15 protein-coding genes are annotated in these 18,753 nt (G+C 64.0%); 3 read left to right on the top strand and 12 right to left on the bottom strand.

Annotation, left to right across the window (positions count from 1 at the left end; all coding sequences use genetic code 11):
- Positions 1-3 precede the first annotated feature (3 nt).
- From FYJ68_RS02245 to FYJ68_RS02190, 11 genes are all read right to left on the bottom strand, one after another.
- A complete protein-coding gene (locus tag FYJ68_RS02245) occupies positions 4-627 on the bottom strand; it encodes a hypothetical protein (protein WP_154433668.1) in 624 nt (207 codons plus the stop codon).
- A gap of 59 nt (positions 628-686) precedes the next feature.
- Positions 687-1,631, bottom strand: a complete 945-nt coding sequence (cutD, locus tag FYJ68_RS02240; RefSeq protein ID WP_154433667.1) for a choline TMA-lyase-activating enzyme — start codon at positions 1,629-1,631, stop codon at positions 687-689.
- A 69-nt stretch (positions 1,632-1,700) separates the two neighbouring features.
- Positions 1,701-4,244 (bottom strand): choline trimethylamine-lyase, encoded by a 2,544-nt coding sequence (cutC, locus tag FYJ68_RS02235; protein WP_154433666.1) that lies wholly within the window; start codon positions 4,242-4,244, stop codon positions 1,701-1,703.
- 2 nt (positions 4,245-4,246) lie between these two features.
- On the bottom strand, positions 4,247-5,782 hold the full coding sequence (locus FYJ68_RS02230; RefSeq protein WP_154433665.1) for an aldehyde dehydrogenase family protein: 1,536 nt from the start codon (positions 5,780-5,782) through the stop codon (positions 4,247-4,249).
- Between the two features lie 11 nt (positions 5,783-5,793).
- Entirely contained in the window at positions 5,794-6,105 is a 312-nt protein-coding gene (locus FYJ68_RS02225; RefSeq protein ID WP_154433664.1) for a BMC domain-containing protein, read from the bottom strand.
- A gap of 12 nt (positions 6,106-6,117) precedes the next feature.
- The gene (locus FYJ68_RS02220; protein WP_154433663.1) at positions 6,118-6,417 is read right to left on the bottom strand and encodes a BMC domain-containing protein; all 300 of its coding nucleotides are present in this window, start codon (positions 6,415-6,417) and stop codon (positions 6,118-6,120) included.
- A gap of 12 nt (positions 6,418-6,429) precedes the next feature.
- Positions 6,430-6,693, bottom strand: coding sequence for a hypothetical protein (locus FYJ68_RS02215; protein WP_154433662.1), 264 nt, complete (start codon positions 6,691-6,693; stop codon positions 6,430-6,432).
- A complete protein-coding gene (locus tag FYJ68_RS02210; protein WP_154433661.1) occupies positions 6,693-7,787 on the bottom strand; it encodes a hypothetical protein in 1,095 nt (364 codons plus the stop codon). Before FYJ68_RS02210 ends, FYJ68_RS02215 begins: the two co-directional genes overlap by 1 nt.
- A 705-nt stretch (positions 7,788-8,492) precedes the next feature.
- Positions 8,493-11,702: a carbamoyl-phosphate synthase large subunit gene (gene carB, locus FYJ68_RS02205; protein WP_154433660.1), complete on the bottom strand. Its 3,210-nt coding sequence runs from the start codon at positions 11,700-11,702 to the stop codon at positions 8,493-8,495.
- Complete coding sequence (gene carA / locus FYJ68_RS02200; RefSeq protein WP_326832163.1) at positions 11,703-12,962, bottom strand: glutamine-hydrolyzing carbamoyl-phosphate synthase small subunit; 1,260 nt, start codon at positions 12,960-12,962, stop codon at positions 11,703-11,705. It abuts the gene before it with no gap.
- Between the two features lie 653 nt (positions 12,963-13,615).
- Entirely contained in the window at positions 13,616-14,308 is a 693-nt protein-coding gene (locus FYJ68_RS02190; protein WP_154433659.1) for an MBL fold metallo-hydrolase, read from the bottom strand.
- A 158-nt stretch (positions 14,309-14,466) separates the two neighbouring features.
- On the opposite strand from FYJ68_RS02190, the gene FYJ68_RS02185 reads away from it, so the two are divergent.
- The 3 genes from FYJ68_RS02185 to nrdG all read left to right on the top strand — a co-directional run bounded on the left by FYJ68_RS02185 (position 14,467) and on the right by nrdG (position 16,833).
- Positions 14,467-15,468: a substrate-binding periplasmic protein gene (locus FYJ68_RS02185; RefSeq protein WP_195837680.1), complete on the top strand. Its 1,002-nt coding sequence runs from the start codon at positions 14,467-14,469 to the stop codon at positions 15,466-15,468.
- Between the two features lie 9 nt (positions 15,469-15,477).
- Positions 15,478-16,128: an amino acid ABC transporter permease gene (locus FYJ68_RS02180; RefSeq protein ID WP_154433657.1), complete on the top strand. Its 651-nt coding sequence runs from the start codon at positions 15,478-15,480 to the stop codon at positions 16,126-16,128.
- A gap of 132 nt (positions 16,129-16,260) precedes the next feature.
- Complete coding sequence (gene nrdG, locus FYJ68_RS02175; protein ID WP_154433656.1) at positions 16,261-16,833, top strand: anaerobic ribonucleoside-triphosphate reductase activating protein; 573 nt, start codon at positions 16,261-16,263, stop codon at positions 16,831-16,833.
- 958 nt (positions 16,834-17,791) lie between these two features.
- On the opposite strand, the gene bsh is transcribed toward nrdG, so the two are convergent.
- Positions 17,792-18,739 carry a choloylglycine hydrolase gene (gene bsh, locus FYJ68_RS02170; RefSeq protein WP_326832162.1) on the bottom strand — a complete coding sequence of 316 codons (948 nt, stop codon included), beginning with the start codon at positions 18,737-18,739 and terminating at the stop codon, positions 17,792-17,794.
- Positions 18,740-18,753: the final 14 nt, after the last annotated feature.

Below are 18,753 nucleotides of genomic sequence, written 5' to 3'. Positions count from 1 at the left end.
CGCCTACACCTCCCCCTCTGCTCTAGAAACTGCCTCTTCCAACTCCTTGCACATGAGTGCCGCCTGCGACACCCAGGTGCCTATCGTCCGGGCTTCCTCTGGCCCCGCCGTGCCACGGGCGTTGTCCCATGCCCGGGCATACCGGCCTAGCTGCGCGTGCACGTAGGCCATCTCGAAGAAGACGGGGTGCACGGCGGCATCGAAGGCCGGTGCTGGCGGCGGACCGGGCGGCTCTGCGACGACGTCACCCTTGGGCTGGTCGGCGACCAGGTCCGCCGGGGTACGCGCCTCCTGCCACCTGCGGCCGAGCGCCTCTGCCCTGCGGGCCACGGCATTGTCGATGCCGAGCGACCTGCGTGCCAGGAGGCGGAGCCTTGCGCCCAGGAGGTTGGCGTCGTGCACGAGCGCCCCCAGATCGCAGGGGCCCTCGCCGCGAACGCCCTTCGCCGCCGCCTGGCCGTGTGCCCTGGGTGCCTGCTCGCCCTCGCCTGAGTCGAAGTCGACCCTGAAGTCGATCAGGAACTGGCGGGCGCTCGGCGTGAGGCGCGCATTTTCGGGGAGCTCATAGGTCCCAAACGGCGCCTTGGCATAGGCCTCGCGAAGCTCGTCCTCGGTTACGTAGTGCATGCCTTCCTCCCCTCTGATTTCCCTTGCCCCGTGCTACCGGGGCGTCTCTGGCTTCCCGTCTAGTGCCTGACGAGGTTGACCTTGAAGTCCGCGTCCTTGATCCACCCCTCGACACGGTTGAGGTCATCCTCGGAGAGCGACGGGTCGTCCTTGATCTCGTAGTCCCTGCCGAGCGACGCATATTTGCCGACGCCCAGCTTGTGGTATGGGAGAAGGTCCACGCCATCGAAGTTCTTCTGGTAGCGGTAGGGCTTGAAGTACTCGATGACGGCGTCGATTTCCTCCTTCGAGTCGTTGACCCCCTTGAGCAGGGGCATACGGACCCTCACGTTGTAGCCGTTCTCGAGCAGGTTCTTCACGTTGGAGAGGATCTGCTCGTTGTTGACGCCCGTCCAGTACTTGTGCTTGACGGGGTCCATCTGCTTGATGTCAAACAGGAAGAGGTCCACGTACTGGGCAACCTTCATGATCGTCTCGGTGGGCGCGTACCCGCAGGTTTCGATCGCGGTATGGTACCCACGCGCCTTCGATGCCATGAGGATCGACAGGGTCGCCTCGGGTTGGGCCAGGACCTCGCCGCCAGAGAGCGTGATGCCGCCCCCGGACATGCGATAGAAGTCCTGGTCCTCATCGAAGAACTCGATGATCTCGTCTATGGGGCGGTCCTCACCCATCACCTGAAGGGCGCTATACATGCATGCCTGCTCGCACTGGCGGCAACCTATGCACTGCACGTTGTGGTCGACCACGTGCTCGCCATCGACCATCTTGTGCACGCCCACCGGGCAAACGGCGACGCACGCCCCGCAGTTTACGCAATTGGCACTCTTGAACATGACCTCGTGGCCACGCAGCTGGCTCTCTGGGTTCGAGCACCACTTGCAACGGAGCGGACAACCCTTGAGGAAGGCCATGGAGCGCACGCCGGGCCCGTCGTACATGTTGTACTTCTGAAGGTTGAAGATGCGTGCCTTGCGCTCCACGCTTCCCTGCTCATGGCTCATTGCAACCTCTCCCTTCGACGACGTACCGCGGCGTGCGGCTCCTCTTTGACCTTCGAACCCCTGTGCGAATTAGAACTTGGTGAGCATGGTGCGGCTGATGATCTCGTCCTGGACGTCCTTGCAGAGCTCGTTGAAGAACGCGGAGTAGCCGGCGACGCGCACGACCAGGTCGCGGTGCTTCTCGGGGTGCTTCTGGGCATCGATGAGCGTCTTGTTGTCCAGGTAGTTGAACTGCATCTCGCCATTGCCGAACATCGAGGCGGTGCGCAGCAGCGTGATGAGGCCGTTCTCGCCCTCGGGGGTGTCGAGCAGGCCGCTCATGAGCTTGAAGTTATGAACCATGCCGATGTTCATGGAATCGTTCGACAGCTTGGAGACGGACTTGATGATGGCAGTGGGTCCCCTGTGGTCGGCGCCCTGGGTGGGGCTGATGCCGTCGGACAGCGGCGTCCAGGCCTTGCGGCCGTTCGCCGTGGCGCCCGTCATCTCGCCGAAGGGCGTGTTGTTGGAGATGGAGAGCGTACCGGTGGACATGTGCGAGTACAGCGTCTTGAAGTCCAGGTGGATGTGCTCGGTGTAGTCGATGATGTCTGCCGCGATGCTGTCGGCGTAGTCATCGTCGTTGCCATACTTGGGGGCGTTGAGGCAGTCCTGCTGCATCTGCTCGTAGCCCTCGAAGTCGGCCTTGAGACCCTCGGCAAGCTGGGTGAGGGTGTACTTGTGCTCGTCGAAGACGAGCTTCTTGATGGCGGCCATGGAGTCGGCGTAGGTCGCAAGGCCCGTCCACACGACGCCGGGGCCGTAGTTGTACATAGCGCCACCGGCCGAGACGTCCTTGCCGTGCTCCATGCACCCCTCGTACATGATGGACATGAGAGGCTTGGGGGCGACGTCGCGGGCAACGCGCTGCGAGATCACGGTTGCGACATCAGTCCACTTGGTCACGTAGTAGATGGTCTTCTTGACCGCGGCGTCAAACTCCTCGTAGGTCTTGTACTGCGCAGGGTCACCGTAGTCAGGCGTGACCTGCTTGCCGTACCACAGGGGGATGCCGTGGTTGAGGGTGAGCTCGATGCAGATGGGCCACTGGGTGTATGAGGTGGAGGTCCACTGATACAGGCGACCAGACTTCTGGGGCTCGACGCAGCCCATCATGCAGTAGTCGCGGGCATCCTCGACGCTCACGCCCTTGGCGAGCATCATCTTGATGTGCGTGTCGTCAAAGTGGCACGCAGGGAAGCCCATGCCCGAGCGCACGATGTCGACGATCTTGCGCATGTACTTCTCGGGGGACTTGTTGTTGATGCGGCAGGCGATGGAGGGCTGGTACACCTTGACGTGGCGGACGGCGTCCATGAGCAAGTAGGTGAGCTCGTTGGTCGCGTCGTGGCCCTGACGGGTGACGCCACCCAGCGTCATGTTGACGAAGGGCTGATAACCGGCGAAGAACTCGGACTGGCCACGGGAGGTGACCCACATCATCTCGCTCATCTTGATGAGCATGCAGCCCGCGATGTCGAAGGCCTGGTACGGGGTGATGCGGCCAGCCTCGATGTCAGCCTTGTAGAACGGGTACATGTACTGGTCCACACGGCCCAGCGACATGCCGGTCTGGTTCTCCTCCACCGGGAGCAGGCTCTCGATGGTGAAGACGGACTGCACGGCCTCCCAGAATGTGCGGGGCTTGTGTGCCGGGACGTAGGCCAGGATGTCGGCGATCTGCTCCAGCTCGGCCTTGCGCTTGGGGTCAGCGCACTTGGCGGCGAGCTCCCTGGCGTGGTCGCTCATGCGCTTGGAGTAAATCATGACACCCTCGGTGGTGTCGATGACGCTCTTGTAGAAGTAGATCTTGTCCAGGTCGTCGGGGTTGGCGTAGTCAAGCTCTGCCAGGTGATCCTTGGCCTCCTGCTGGATGTCGAGCATGCCCTTGTGCATGAGGATCACGTCGTAGCCGGGGTTGGAGTCGCCGCCACCGCTCATTGCGTGATAGGAGCAGTCGGAGACGAAGGACTCGCCGGAGAGCTCCCAGACGCCCGCCTCGCGATACTGGTCCTCGCAGATCTCGTCCTGAGACTTGCCCTCCCAGAACGGGAACAGGACGTCGCGGCAGTACTGCTTGTCCTCCTCCGAGATGTAGAAGGGGTCCTGGGGACGATCGCCGATGGTGTCGAGCTCGTCGCGCAGCCAGCGCCAGGCGAGGTCGGGCGAGAAGGCGCCGGCGCGAGGTGCGCCGCAGGGGGCGCCCACGACCAGCTCGTCGTCCTGGATGACGAGGGGCGCGGTCTCGCAGCAGTGGCGGAAGGCCTTGGCGCGCAGCTCGATCTTGGGCATGCCGGGGTTGGCCTTCATGATCTCGGTGACCGCACGGGCGCGGTACATGGTGATGCTCGGGACCTGCTTGAGGAAGTTGTCCTTCAGGCGAACCTGGCGGTCGGTGGGGCCGTCGGGCACGTCGTAGGGGGTGTCAACGCTCACGGCCGCGTGTGCGCTGGGGGCGGGGGCGTCGAGCTGGTCCGCCACCTTCTCGAACATCTTGCGGACGGTGGCACGCTGCTCGTCGGACATGTCCTTGGTAGCCTCGGACAGCTCCTTTGCGAACTCCTTAATGTCCATTCTCACTCCTCTTCAGAATCGTTCTTCATTGCCTCAACCACACCGGAGAACCAATCCCCCGGCTCCTTGCCAACGCTGTCGGATCCCTCGCCCCGGCCCTCCCGGACCGTCTTGGGTTCGGGAAGGTGAACCTTGATCGCGACCGGGGTATGGTCGCACGAGCTCGCACGCTCCAGGAGATCCTTGGCGGAGGCGCTGCCGCCAATGCCAACCTGGCGCCTACGCACGAAGTCGCCATAGGTGACGCCGAGCTCGGAGGTGGTGGCGCAATCCCACCCGGTGACGGTGAGCGTCTTGGGCAGGTCGCTGTGACATCCGATGCAACCCAGGCCGGTACTCACGTTGACGAGCACCCTTCCCACGGGCTTCTTGAGGATGAACTGCCTCACGACCTCGGGGTCCTTGGAGAAGATCGCGAGCGCGTTGCCGTGCCCACTGTTCAGGATCAGCTCGATGCACTTCTCACAGGCGGTGCGCCAGCTGTCCTCCACGTAGTACGAGAGGACCGGGCCGTACTTTGCCTTGGAGAAGAAGCTGCGGTCGCTGACGTAGGGCTTCTCCACCACAAGCACCTTGGTGGTCTCGGGTACCACGATGTCGGCGCGACGCGCCAGGTCGAAGGCGCTCTTACCGATGAGCTCACGGTACGGGCGACCGTCGTCCATGAAGAGCGTGCGGACCAGGCGGTCGGCCTCCTCGTCGGAGAGGAAGTGACACCCACGCCGACGGAGCTCCGTCTGGAAGCTGGCATCCACGGCCCTCTCGACCACCACGCTCTGCTCGGCACCGGGAAGCATGCCGTAGCAGTAGGACTTCCCCAGCACGACCTCGTCGGCGCAGAGGGCGAGGTCTGCCGTAGACTCCACGAATACCGGGTTGTTCCCCAGCGTCGCGTAGTACACGTCCCTACCCACCGCGTCGAAGGAGCGCACGCTTGCATCCTCGCGCGAGTCGATGACCACGCGCACGCAGGGCTGGGAGCAGACCCACTCCTCCCCCTCCGGGCAGAAGATGCTGAGAAAGCCAATCGCCTCTGTGGGATAGTGGCAGAACTCGGCGATCTGCAGCACATCGCCCATGACCTTCTCGCACGTGCCATGGATGCGGGCCGTTGCAGAGAAGACGATGGGGCTCTTGGAGCGAACGGCCATGAAGAGCTGGCTCAGCATGGTCGGGACCGCGAGCCAATCGGGAAGGAGCGAGACCACGACGCCCTTGGAGAGGCATACCTCGGCGGACCCGTTGCGCGAGGGCACGATCCGCTGGACGGGCGTCTGGGAGCAGACGTCGTCAAGGAGGTCCGTCACGACCCATTTGGTGAGCCCGGCCTCGTCCTCGGGTGAGCAGTAGTCGCTCTCCGCGAACGCCTCCTCGGCGTACTCCTGCGCCTTGGGAAGGAGACCCTCGCGGAGATGGGTCAGGAAATCGTCGACAAGCGTCCCCGGCAGCCCCTCGAGGACCTCGGCGGAATCCGCCGCGTGCTCCAGGAGGATGCGCGCCTCCTGTATGGAGAGAAGGTCGTTATCGATGAGAGACATGGGACACCCCCTTAGTAGGGAAGGAGCTTCTCGACGGTGTACTTATCGGTGATCTTCTTGAGGCTGGGATGCGGCCTGGGGATCACGACGGAGCTGTAGACCTCGGCACCCAGCGCCTCTACAGCCTTGACGCCCGCCTCGACGGCAGCCTTGCATGCGGCGACGTCACCCTGGACCAGAATCGAGATGTAGCCGGAGGCGGTGTTCTCGTAGCCGATAAGCTCGACGTCGCCCGCCTTGCACATGGCGTCGCCGGCCTCAAGCACCCAGACGAGACCAAAGGTCTCGATGGCTCCCAGAGCGTTCATGCCCTCGCTTGCCATTGCTCCTCCTCCCTAGTTGTAGTCGACGTCGTGGACGGATACGACATCGCCGATGGGCGGCACGGGACGCTTCATGACGTTGTGGGCCGTGAGCTTCCCAATGCTGGATGCGGCCTCCATGCCTGCCTTCACAGCCGCCTCGCAGGCCGCGACGTCACCCTTGACGATGATCGTGACCAGCGTGGAGCCGATGTTCTCGTAGCTGATCAGCTCGGTGTCGCCAGCCTTGAGCATCGCATCGGCCGCATAGAGCGCGGGGACCATTCCGATGGTCTCGATGAGGCCGATGGCCTCCTCACCCTTGTAGCGCATGGCATACCCCCTCTACTTGATGTAGGAATTGATCGTGTCGCGCTGCTCGGGGGTTGCGCTGTAGAACACGCGCAGGTCCCCGTTCTTGTCCAGGTCCACGCGCGACTCGCCGATAAGACCGTTCTTCTCGGCGGTCATGAGCGCCTCCTGCATCTTGTCGCGCTTGAAGGCTGTGAAGTCGGAGTAGTCGCCCTTAAGGGCGTCCATGACGTCGTCCACGCTGGCCTCGTCCACCGTGGTGAAGTACTTGAGCATCGCGTAGTTGAGCGGGCGCATTAGGCCTCCTCCTTCTTTCCGAAGAGCTCCTTGGGGTCAACGGCAATCACGAGGATGCCGAGGATCATCACGACGGCGGCGACCCAGGCGATGGGGGCCAGGGCGTAGCCGTCGACGCCCATGATCAGGCCGACGACGATCCAGGTGACCAGCGGGGCAACGAAGGTGTAGGTGCCATTGCAGGCCATGCCGAGGGCGGTGCCGCACATGGAGTTGCCGCGATACCAGCTTGCGAAGGACTTATAGGCGGAGAAGCCCGCGACGATGAAGCAGATGATGGTGGGCAGGTCGGTAATCGCGGCACCAACGTAGCCAAAGGTCTGGCCCATGGACACGCCACCGACGATGGAGAAGATCGGGAGGAGCACCAGCAGCTCGACGACACCGGAGACGCACTGACGGATGGTGATGCCGATCTGGGTGTCGATCATGCAGGATGCATAACCGGCGATGCAGCCCTCGGCGCCCCAACCAAGGGCAGCCACGAACGCGAGCGCGAGGCCGAGGACCATATTGGAGGAGGAGTCGCCGGTAAGGCTTGCGGAGCCAATCATGAGACCAGCGAAGACGCAGATGGCGATGCCGGCGATCTTGCGAGGACCAAGCTCCTGCTTATAGAGGATGCGGGAGAGGATGGAGCCGATCGCAGGGTTGAGCGCCGCGATTGGAACCACGATGGTGCCCGCCTGAGAGAGGGCGATGATGTACGCGACGGTGGCGATGGGGCCACCAACAAGGGCGCTCATGATGAGGATGCGACCGGGCTTGGTGTTGATGGTGCGGCCGAAGTCGGCAAGCTTGCCCTCCTTGGCGGTGATGCCAAGCGCCCACAGCGCGCTGCAGGTGTCATTGATGGCACTCGCCACGGTGGGCAGGATGAACACGGCGAGGAACGCCGTGGGGCTTACCGCGCTAACCCAGCTGAGCCACAGCTGCGAGCTCTCACCGGCGGTGATGAACGCCGTGTAAAAGCCGTACATGAGGCTGGAGAACAATGCGACGAGGATTCCCTTCTTGAAGAAGCTCGCATCAAGCTCCTTTTTCTTCTGCTCGGCAATGCTGCGAGCGGAAGAAGCTGCGGACGCCTCTGCCATGCCATCACCTTCCCTTTGAACCGGTGCCTAGGTTTTCATGCTCCGGAAATAATGCGAATCTTCCGTTGCGGAAGGTCGAGTGTCTTCCAAGGCGAATGGCGCGTTTAACTGGTCTGACGGCATAGGAATTCCCTCTGCGGAAATTTTTCTACCGCTCACGGTTTTCTCGTTGTGATGGTTGTGTCGTGAAATTCTGCGTTTGGAAAATATTTGCTAATTATTGGATATGAGATTGTATTGGAATAATTACTATAAGTTAAGCCACAATTGTCACGCAAAAGTACTGCAACGTCATCTTGCAAAGCATGTTTGGGGAATTCTCTTTCCCTCTCGTCCAAGTAGCACCTAGATTAAGCTGGTACAAAGAGTGCTTTATCTACTCTGATGGCATCTGACTATGTCTCACGTTTGTTGATGATTCGATTATTGTTTATAATATCAACAATTTAGCTCATGCTTCACAACCTTTCCGTAACGTTCATGATTTCCTGACGATATATCTCAATATGCATTTTTAGGGAGCTGAATTTACATTTCTCGAACTTGCCCCATGTCCATGCGTCCGCCACGGCATCGCCCCTGACCCGCCGGACCGTGGCTGCCCTTACTCCGTCCCGATGAGGCCTCATACGGCAGAGGGCTTAGCCCATTGGGACCAAGCCCAAAGCGAACCTTGCGCATCCGATGCAGAAACCCGAATTGACCCTACAAATCCTGCAGCGCGTACACGTCCAGCGGTCCCTTCCTGAGCGCCGCTATCGCCTGGATGAGCGCCGTGGCCCCCGACATGGTCGTGGCCATGTCGATGCCCCGGTTGACGGCGGCGCTCCTGATGAGGATCCCGTCTCCCCTTGTGCTGCCACCCTTGGGAGTGTTGATCATGAAAGCGATCTGGCCGGCGGTCATCATGTCGAGGACGTTGGGTCTTCCCTCTCGTATGGGCCTGACGACCTGGCACGGGATTCCCGCCGCACGAAGCGTCTTGGCCGTTCCCGGCGTCGCCACCAGGTCGTACCCCAGGTTGGAGAGCGAGAGGGCCACTGGCGCGATGGAGCGCTTGTCGGCGTCGCAGACCGACACGAAGACGGTCCCCTCCATGGGGATGCGATACGAGATTGCCTCGCGGGTCTTGGCATATGCCTTGGGGAAGGTCGTGTCGATGCCCATGACCTCGCCCGTCGACTTCATCTCGGGACCCACGGTGACGTCCGCCCCCGGGAAGCGGCTCCAGGGCATGACCGCCTCCTTCACGGCGTAGTAGTCCACCTCACGGTCCTCGGGCGGCAGGCACAGGTCGGCGATCGTCTCCCCCGCCATGATGCGCGCCGCCATGCGGGCCAGGGGCACGCCCGTTGCCTTGGACGAGAACGGCACGGTCCTGCTCGCGCGCGGGTTGAGCTCGATGACGAAGACCTGCTCGTCCCTCACGGCAAACTGTATGTTGAGCAGCCCCTTGATGTGGCAGGCGAGTGCGAGCCGACGCGTGATGTCGCGGATGCGTCCCACGATGGCGTCCGAGAGGGAGAAGGGCGGCCAGCAGCACGCCGAGTCGCCGGAGTGCACCCCGCACTCCTCGATGTGCTCCAGCACGGATCCCACGTAGCACTCGCTACCGTCGCAGAGGGCATCCACGTCCAGCTCGATGGCGTCCTCGAGGAACGAGTCGAGGTAGACGGGGTGGTCGGGCGAGACGCGCGTGGCCGCGGACATGTACTTGGCCAGGCCCTCGTCGTCGTACACGATCGCCATGCCCCTGCCCCCCAGCACGTAGCTGGGACGCACGATCAGCGGATAGCCAACGCGACGGGCCACGGCACGGGCGTCCTTGACCGTCTCGGCCGTGGACGAGGGCGGGTACGCCACCCCCAGCCGGTCGAGCAGGCTGGCAAAGCGGTCGCGGTCCTCGGCGAGGTCGATGGCGTCGGGCTGCGTCCCCATGATGGGCACCCCCGCGTCGCGAAGCCTGCCGGCGAGGTTGATGGGGGTCTGACCGCCCAGCGTCACGATGACGCCCACGGGCCGCTCGACCTCGATCACGTTCATGACGTCCTCGAAGGTCAGGGGCTCGAAGTACAGGCGGTCGGAGGTGTCGTAGTCGGTGGAGACGGTCTCGGGGTTGCAGTTGACCATGACCGTCTCGTACCCCTTGGCCTCAAGCGCGTAGGCGGCGTGCACGCAGCAGTAGTCGAACTCGATGCCCTGGCCAATGCGGTTTGGCCCGGCGGAGAGGATCACCACGCGCGGCTTGTCCGCCTGCCTGAACTCGGTGGCGTCGCCGCGCTCGTAGGCGAGGTAGTGGTAGCTGGTCCTGGCGGCGAACTCTCCGGCGCAGGTGTCCACGGTCTTGACGAGGGGCCGCACGCCCACCACCTCGCGCACGGCGCGCACCACGTCCTCGCGCGAGCCCGTGAGCCAGGCGATCTGGGCATCCGAAAAGCCCATCTGCTTGGCGGCGAGCATGTGGTCGTGATCCAGGCCCGAGAGCCCCAACCGCCTGATCGAACCCTCGGCGGCGACGATGTCGGCGATGCGCGAGAGGAACCAGGGGTCTATGTGCGTGAGCTCGTGCACCCGCCCCACGCCCCATCCGCGTCGAAGCGCCTCTGCCACGTATAGGATGCGCTCGGGGGTTGGTGTGGCAACGCGCTGCTCAAAGTGCTCCTCGTCAAAGTCGTCGTTGCCGTCCGCCCCCAGTCCGGCATGGCCCCTCTCCAGGGAGCGGAGCGCCTTCTGCAGGGCCTCCTCAAAGGTGGCCCCCATGGCCATGACCTCGCCCACCGCCTTCATGCGGGTGGTGAGGGTGGTGTCCGTGCCCTCGAACTTCTCGAACGCGAACCGCGGGATCTTGACCACGCAGTAGTCGATGGAGGGCTCGAAGCAGGCGGGGGTCGCCTGGGTGATGTCGTTGGTTATCTCGTCCAGGGTGTAGCCCACGGAGAGGAGCGCCGCCTCCTTGGCGATGGGGAAGCCCGTGGCCTTGGACGCGAGTGCCGAGGAGCGCGACACGCGCGGGTTCATCTCGATCACGATGACGCGGCCGTCGCTCGGGTTGACCGCAAACTGCACGTTGGAGCCACCGCAGGCCACGCCCACGCGCTCGAGCACCGCGAGGGAGTAGTCGCGCAGCCGCTGCATCTCGCGGTCGCTGAGCGTCTGGCACGGCGCCACCGTGATGGAGTCACCCGTGTGAACTCCCATGGGGTCCAGGTTCTCGATGGAGCACACCACGATCCCGTTGCCGGCGGAGTCGCGCATGACCTCCATCTCTATCTTCTTCCACCCCTCCAGGCTCTGCTCGACCAGGACCTCCGAGTTGGCGGAGAGGGCCAGACCCTCGCGGGCAATGCGTACCAGGTCGTCGTGGGTGTAGGCCATGCCGCCGCCGGCACCGCCCAGCGTGAACGCCGGTCGCACCACCACGGGGTAGCCAATCTGGTCCGCGATGCGCTCGCACTCGTCCAGCGTGTGGGCCGTCCCGGAACGGGCGACCTCGAGGCCGATGTCGCGCATGGCCTGGGCAAAGAGCTCGCGGTCCTCTCCCGTGCGGATGGACTCAATGTCGCAGCCAATGACCTCCACCCCGCACTCCTCGAGCACGCCGCTCTTCGCCAGGGCGACGGCACAGTTGAGGGCCGTCTGTCCGCCCATGTTAGGGAGAAGGGCGTCGGGCCTCTCCTTGCGGATCACCTTGGCGACCGACTCTGGCGTGATGGGCTCCACGTAGGTGCGGTCGGCGGTCTGGGGGTCGGTCATGATGGTCGCGGGATTGGAGTTGACCAGGACCACCTGATAGCCGTGCTCGCGCAGCGCCTTGCACGCCTGCGTGCCCGAGTAGTCAAACTCGCAGGCCTGACCAATAACGATGGGGCCGGAGCCGATGATGAGGATCTTCTTAATGTCGTCGCGCCTGGGCATCTAGCGGCACCTTCCCTCTCGCACGTCGATGGCAAGGTAGTCGTCGCGGCCGTCCATCAGGCGCGCGAACGACTCGAACAGGTACGCCGAGTCGTTTGGCCCCGGCCGCGCCTCGGGGTGGTACTGCACCGCGAAGGCGGGTACGTCCAGGAACTGCAGGCCCTCGGGGGTCCCGTCGTTGAGGTTGACGTGCGTCAGGCGGATGCGCCCGTAGCGCTCGTTGCGCACCACGGGGGCGATGCGCGCGCGGCTCCAGGCGCGCAGGTCGCCGTCTGCCGGGTGCTCCGCCACGCCACCGGAGAGCTCGGGCACCAGGCGCCCGAGGCTGGGGAACACCACACCGTAGTTGTGGTTCTGGGCGGTGACCTCAACCCGTCCCGTGAGGAGGTTCATCACCGGCTCGTTGCCGCCATGGTGCCCGTACGGCAGCTTCTGTATTGAGCCGCCCGCCGCAAGGGCAATCATCTGGTTTCCCAGGCAGATGCCAAAGACGGGAAGCTTGCCGAGCACGGTGCGCACGGCGTCGGGAACGTGGGGAACTGACGTGGGGTCACCGGGCCCATTGGAGAAGAACACCCCGTCGGGATGCAGTGCGAGGGCGTCCTCGGCGGGCGTGTCCCAGGGGACGACCGTCACCTCACATCCCGCCTGGGCCAGGTGCTCGACTATGCCCTCCTTCATCCCGCAGTCGTAGGCGACCACGTGGTGGCGTTCCTCTCCCCTGGCGTGGACCACGCGTGGCCCGTCGCACGAGACGTCCGCCACATAGTTGTGGTCGCCGATGCCGGCGGACGAGCGCACGCGGGAAAGAAGGCTCTTGGGGTCGAGGTCGACGGTCGAGATCGCCGCCCGCATGGCGCCCGCCTCCCGAATGCGCAGGGTGAGGGCCCGGGTGTCCACGTCCTCTATCCCCACGACGCCGCTTTGGGCGATGTAGTCGGGCAGGCTCTGCACGCACTGCCAGTTGCTGGGGGTGCGGCACACGTCATGCGCCACGACGCCCCTCAGACGGGGACGCTCGGACTGGGCATCCGTCGATGTGATGCCGTAGTTGCCCAGCTGGGGATAGGTGAAGGTCACGATCTGTCCCGCATACGAGGGGTCGGTCACAATCTCTTGGTATCCCACCATGGACGTGTTGAAGACGATTTCGCCAAAGGCCTCGCCCGGGGCCCCAAACCCACGCCCGCGAAGGACGGTCCCGTCCTCCAGCGCGATGAGGGCCTCCCGGCAGCCCTCCGTGTTGACCAACAGGTTCACTGCACCACCCGCCTTTCCGCGCCCTCGCCGTCCACGGTCCAAAAAAGGGGAGCCCCGCGCCCAGGGCGCGTGCTCCCGAGAGGCCGGACCAGTGCCCGACGACAAGCGCTATGCAAGCCTTCTCGGTATCTCGTACCGCGTTAAAGGTCTGGGCAAGTATATGGGTTTCGCATTACGCATGGCTGCAAATAAACGAATCTGCAACATTTGCACACCAGACGTATCGTTTTTGCATATTTATGTTAGTTTGTTCGATATTTGAACCCCACTGGGGAAGACGGGCGGGCCCATCGCGTTGGCTTCCCAACAGGTTGGATCCCACCAGCCCCGACGCCGTGATGATCGACTCGCAGGTAATCGCCAACGCACCCGTTCGCTTCCTGGTCGCGGGCATGGGAGACGCGCTGGGCACCTACTTCGAGGCCGCGCGTCCCTGCGCACCGAGTCGCCCAGCCTCGAGGGCACTGGCATCACCCGCGCGGGCATGGCGCTGGCAAAGCTCTGCTACGAGACCCTGCGCAACCCGAGTAATAGTGCGACACGGGCTCCAGCCCGCAACAGCAGGGGCGGGGCGCTCCCAATCGGGACGCCCCGCCCCTCTCGCGTGCAGATGACTTGCGGACGGCACGCGCGCGGGTCTCCCCTGCCCGGACCTACTCCGGCAGCTCGCACACGTCCTCAAAGTGGAGCCGCGCCGCATAGGGGACAAGGCGGGGATCAGACAGGCACTCCTGGGCGTCCTCCGCATCGTGCCAGTAGTGCATGGGAAACACGTCGCGCGCACCCACGACGTCCATGTACGCCGCAATGCCGGCAACGGGGTCCTCGAGCCTTGGGTCCAGGGGCACGAACGCGGCGTCGACGTCGGCATTGGCGATGCGCTCCAGCTCGCCGCGGAAGAACCTCTCCGATGCCTCGTTCTGCGCCTTGGGACGGTTCCACCACCAAACGTTGAGATCGCCCGAGAAGTAGACCGTCCTGCCGCACGCGCGCACCAAAAAGGCCACGCCCTCGTCGTTGGACTCGAGCGTCCGGACCTCCATCGTACCTGCATCGGTTCCGAGGCCTATGCAATAGTCGCCTTCCGGCTCGACCGGCAGCACGTCCCTGCCCTGCGGCGCCTGCTCCGCCACCGCGCGGTCCACCACGTAGCGGACGTCGGAAAACGAGTTGGGCAGCCTCCAGATGCAGCGGCCATAGTGGTCCGAATGCTCGTGTGAGACGAACACCACGAGCGGGACGTCCCTCCTCAGCGGTGGCAGCTCCCCGGTGTACCAGTCAAACAGCAGGTTGCAGCCCTTGAGCTCAACCGCGAAGCCGCTGTGGTATATGTGCGTGACCCGCATGGGTCCTCCCTCCGTCGTATCCCAGACAACATACGCCATCGAGGCAGCGCGTGGGGCGAGACCAAAGACCTTGCAGTCCAATCCGAGTCGAGTTCGTTACCAGCCAAATTCCCATTCGTTTGATGGGATTTAAGTACTATACAATGGTGCGCAGCATATTGGATCAGTTGGCTTTTGGGGGAATTCATACGGACACCAGGGACAACAGCGTCGCGGACGCGACGCGCGACGCGAGCCATTTCAGCAAGTCGATCGACCGCAGGGGATTCCTTGGCCTGATGGCGGCCGGGGCGGTTCTCACCCCGCTGTTCCTCTCGGGATGCGGGTCCAATGGCGGGGCCTCCGCCACCTCCGCGGGGACCGGGACGGCAGACTCCTCCGACTCCTCCGCCGGCGGCGCGCTCTCGGGCCAGAAGCTCACCTTTGTGGGTGACGACGCCTTTGCGCCCTACCGTTACATCGACGAGACGGGCGGCTCCCAAAAGGTCGTTGGCCTGGACATCGCGGTGGCGGACGAGATGGCAAAGCGCCTTGGCTTCTCCTACGAGTTCGAGGCCCAGAAGTTTGCCGCAACCCTGGCCTCGGTTCAGGGTAACGACAAGGACTTCACCATGGCCATGTCGTCCAACGAGGAGCGTGAGAAGACCTACGACTTCACCCGCGGATACTACCAGCCGCTTGTGGGCGTGCTGACGCAGGGGGACAAGGTCACGAGCGTCGACGGGCTTAAGGGCAAGAGCATCGCCTGCACCACGGGCACCGTCCAGAACAAGTTCGTGACCTCGGTGCTGCCTAACGCGGACGTCCACACCTATGACGACGGCAACCAGTGCCTGCAGGAGGTCCTTGCCGGACGCATCGACGCCTACGTGTGCGACGGCGCCGAGGGCGTGTCCATGCAGAAGGCCAACGACAAGCTGACCCTGGGCCTTCTCGACCGCAGCGAGACCAGCGACTACGTGGGCGTCTATCGCGTCATGGCGGTCAAGGGCGCCTCGTTCATCTCCGCGTTTGACGAGTGCATTGGCCAGATGCTGGAGGACGGCACCATCGACAAGTTCATTGGCAAGTATGTGGGCAAGGACTTCGAGTGGGGCGGCGACACCTCCGCGGCGGGTAGCTCCACCGTGGGCGACGCCGCGGACAGCAGCGCCCAGTAGCCGGCGGAGATGGACTTCTCGGTCGTAGTCCCCTATGAGTCGCTGTTCTGGAGCGGCCTCCTCGTCACCCTCGAGGTGACGGGGGCCGCCCTGGTGCTCGCGTTTGCCCTGGGGGCGGTCATCGCCGTGCTCAAGGTGCTCCCCTGTCGGCCGTTGCGCGCGGTTCTGGACTTCTACACCTCGATCTTTCGCGGCGTCCCCCTGATCGTTCTCCTGTTCATCGCCTACTTCGCCACGCCGCAGCTCACGGGATACAAGATTTCGATGTTCACCGCCTCGGTGCTCACGCTGGGGCTCAACGGGTCGGCAACGGTGTCCGAGACGCTCCGCGGCGGCATCGAGGGCGTGGACCGCGGGCAGTACGATGCCGCGCGCGCCCTGGGGCTCTCGTATACCACGATGATGGCCCGTATCATCATCCCCCAGGCGCTCCGCTCGGTGGTGCCCGCCCTGATGAACGAGGTCATCACGGTGCTCAAGAGCTCCTCGCTCGTGGCGACCATCGGCCTCATGGACATGATGCGCGCCGCCCAGAGCGTGCAGGCCCTGACCTATCGCGCCTTCGAGCCGTTCCTCGTGGTGGCGGTGGTCTACTACCTCATCGTTATGGCCCTGGTGGCGGTCGGCAAGCGCCTGGAGCGGCGGCTCCGCGAGTCGTAGCAACGCATCTCTCCCCTTCTGGGGCCACGCCCCTGGCGTGCCCCCCGTGGTGTCACACCGTGGGCACGAAGCCTCGCGCCTTCCGTCCGGGGCGCTTGTTAGAATGGGAAGCCGTCAATCGGAAGGGCGCCCATGAACTACTCCAACATCAAGTACTGCGACATCGCGAACGGCGTGGGCGTGCGCACCACGCTATTTGTGTCTGGATGCAGGCGGCACTGCCCGTTCTGCTTCAACCAGATTGCCGCCGACTTTGCGGCGGGAGAGCCCTTCACGCCGCAGGTAGAGGAGCAGCTGCTCCAGAGCCTGGACCACCCCTATGTGGACGGGCTCAGCGTGCTGGGCGGCGAGCCCATGGAGCGCGAGAATCAGGGACCGCTGGCAAACTTCCTGGAGCGTGTGCACGAGCGCTTTCCCGAGAAGAACGTGTGGCTGTACTCCGGCTTCACATGGGAGGAGCTGAGGGGCGAGGTGCCGGTCGAGGCACCCTACACCAGCTCTCCCGTCACCGAGGCGACCCCACGCATCCTCTCGTGTCTCGACGTTCTGGTGGACGGCCCGTTCATCGAAGGCGAGAAGGACATCACCCTGCGCTTCAGGGGCTCGGCAAACCAGCGCCTGATCGACGTCCCGGCATCGCTTCAGGCGGGCGAGGTCGTACTCTGGCGCGACGACCCCGTGTTCGAGTCCCACACCATGGAGTAACGCGGCAATCAGCGGATAGTGCTTCTCCCCTCCTCAGGCATCGGAGACCTTGCTTACATAGATGCGAGGGCCCGCTGTTCACACAGCTGGTGAGCATCCACATAGGGGCTCAAAGAAGAGAGACTTTTGACGGGGGGTATCACGGCGGCACGTCCTCGGGAAGCGGACCACTTCTGTGGGTAGTGCGCACAGAAGTGGTGTAAGAAACGGCGAGGGACTGGGGCCGGCAAGGGGGCTGGGCAGGGCAACGCCACCCCCCCCCGCCACCCGGGGGACTCCGCGCGATCACGCCGACGTTTTGCCGCCACCTCCCTCGCCGAGCCGTTCCCGTCAATGGCAGCGGGAGACGGATGTGAGCGCTCGCATCGGGAAGTAGCTGTCATGGTTGAAACATTGATGAATGACCAACTGGGGCACTCGGCCCTGGGGGTCATCTCCCTGGCGGCAGACGACGGATGTGAGCACTCACGTCGGGAGTTTGCTGCCATCTGGCAAGAAGTGAGAGGGGGCAGTGGCAGGCGCACGCGTATGAGCCAGCTGACCCTAACGGTGGACGGCCCGTCCCATTCTTAGGCCATTGGTTCCCCGTCGCGTTTGCTGTAGCTCGGAACCCGGTGGCCGGACATCGCGGAAGCCAGACGCCGTCGCCGAATACCCAAGGGGAACACGCCCCCTCCCCCGAGGTCGGAGCTTCTCGCTTTGCGTGCGTCTCTCCCCTTCTCTGGCTCTCGACAGTCGCCGGGCGACCGAGTGCGAAGGCAGCATTAGGAATACCGAGCACATGCGGGTCGGGAACTGTCGGTCAACGCCGGCCGAGCGAATTCCCTCGGAACAGCCGTGGCGAGTGCCAGTCCCGCAAAATGGGCCGAGGCTGCATGCCTCGGCCCAAGATGACAACTGCCTGAGACCCGCACCGCGACGGTAGGTTCGCTGCCCCCCTGCGGATGGCTCGCGCCCCCTAGGCGACGATGGGCTCGGTGCCCTCCTGCGGATAGTCCGCGAGGTGGTAGGCATGAACCGTCTGGTCGTCGTAGGTGTTGAAGTAGTAGGAGTTGGTGCGGCTGGAGAAGCAACCGGTGTACACCGTCTTCTCGAAGGCACCGTCGCCCATGCGCGCGCAGCCGTCCACCATGGCAACCTGCTGCAGGGAGTGGAACATGCGGCTGACGTTGTCCTCCTCGGTATCCTGCGCCGGGTAGTTGGCGTTGACGTAGGCTGCGCGGACGAAGCGCGAGGTGGAATAGTAGTCACCGGGGAGGCCACGCTGGCACGAGCCGCTGCCAAACGGCTTGAGCGGGGTACCCATGGAGCCCTCGCCCTCGGGGAAGTCGCTGCTGACGTTGATGTAGTTGCGCAGGTTCTCGGTGTGCCAGCCAAAGCCGGGCTGGTTCGCCAGAACGTCCACATCGTCGTGGAACACGTGCATGCCATCCTCGCGATACTCGACCACGATGGAGCGCTGCTCGTCTCCGATGATCCAGTGCAGGAGCGAGGTGGGATACTTGTCGGTCACGGGGCGGTCGACAACGGCAACGTTGTCAAGGGCGTCCTCGACCTCGTTGATGTCGGAGAAGTTGGCGCACACCCACAGCGGGAACTCCCAGGACGAGACGTTGGTCTTGCCGTCGACCGCGTCCTTCTCGTACACCGCGTAGCCCGGGAAGTTGAGTCCGGCGACGGCGAGGCCGCACTCGTTGCCGCAGTCAAAGTAGAGGGGCTGGCCCTCCTCCACGATGCCCATGCCGATGATGGCGTGCTTGACCTCGGGGGTCACTCCAAACGGGGAGGCCGGCTTGAAGCCCCTAGGGGTCACCACGACCCTCTCGCCGTACCCGCAGCTCCAATCGAGGTTCCTGCCCAGGTACATGTGACCGCTCTTGTCGTTAAAGCGAATGCTCGTGCACACGATGTCCCCCTTTG

The organism is Olsenella porci, from assembly GCF_009695875.1.
In the GTDB taxonomy this organism is placed as follows: domain Bacteria; phylum Actinomycetota; class Coriobacteriia; order Coriobacteriales; family Atopobiaceae; genus Olsenella_H; species Olsenella_H porci.
Note: the sequence above shows the minus strand (reverse complement) of the source record. Positions and strands in the feature narration are given on the sequence as shown.

What these genes read in the sequence shown, in the direction of transcription:
- nrdG (WP_154433656.1), top strand. Translation starts at nt 16,261, where the DNA reads ATGAACTACTCCAACATCAAGTACTGCGACATCGCGAACGGCGTGGGC.
- FYJ68_RS02190 (WP_154433659.1), bottom strand. Translation starts at nt 14,308, where the DNA reads ATGCGGGTCACGCACATATACCACAGCGGCTTCGCGGTTGAGCTCAAG.
- FYJ68_RS02210 (WP_154433661.1), bottom strand. Translation starts at nt 7,787, where the DNA reads ATGGCAGAGGCGTCCGCAGCTTCTTCCGCTCGCAGCATTGCCGAGCAG.
- FYJ68_RS02180 (WP_154433657.1), top strand. Translation starts at nt 15,478, where the DNA reads ATGGACTTCTCGGTCGTAGTCCCCTATGAGTCGCTGTTCTGGAGCGGC.
- carB (WP_154433660.1), bottom strand. Translation starts at nt 11,702, where the DNA reads ATGCCCAGGCGCGACGACATTAAGAAGATCCTCATCATCGGCTCCGGC.
- cutD (WP_154433667.1), bottom strand. Translation starts at nt 1,631, where the DNA reads ATGAGCCATGAGCAGGGAAGCGTGGAGCGCAAGGCACGCATCTTCAAC.
- FYJ68_RS02225 (WP_154433664.1), bottom strand. Translation starts at nt 6,105, where the DNA reads ATGGCAAGCGAGGGCATGAACGCTCTGGGAGCCATCGAGACCTTTGGT.
- FYJ68_RS02245 (WP_154433668.1), bottom strand. Translation starts at nt 627, where the DNA reads ATGCACTACGTAACCGAGGACGAGCTTCGCGAGGCCTATGCCAAGGCG.
- FYJ68_RS02230 (WP_154433665.1), bottom strand. Translation starts at nt 5,782, where the DNA reads ATGTCTCTCATCGATAACGACCTTCTCTCCATACAGGAGGCGCGCATC.
- FYJ68_RS02220 (WP_154433663.1), bottom strand. Translation starts at nt 6,417, where the DNA reads ATGCGCTACAAGGGTGAGGAGGCCATCGGCCTCATCGAGACCATCGGA.
- cutC (WP_154433666.1), bottom strand. Translation starts at nt 4,244, where the DNA reads ATGGACATTAAGGAGTTCGCAAAGGAGCTGTCCGAGGCTACCAAGGAC.
- FYJ68_RS02215 (WP_154433662.1), bottom strand. Translation starts at nt 6,693, where the DNA reads ATGCGCCCGCTCAACTACGCGATGCTCAAGTACTTCACCACGGTGGAC.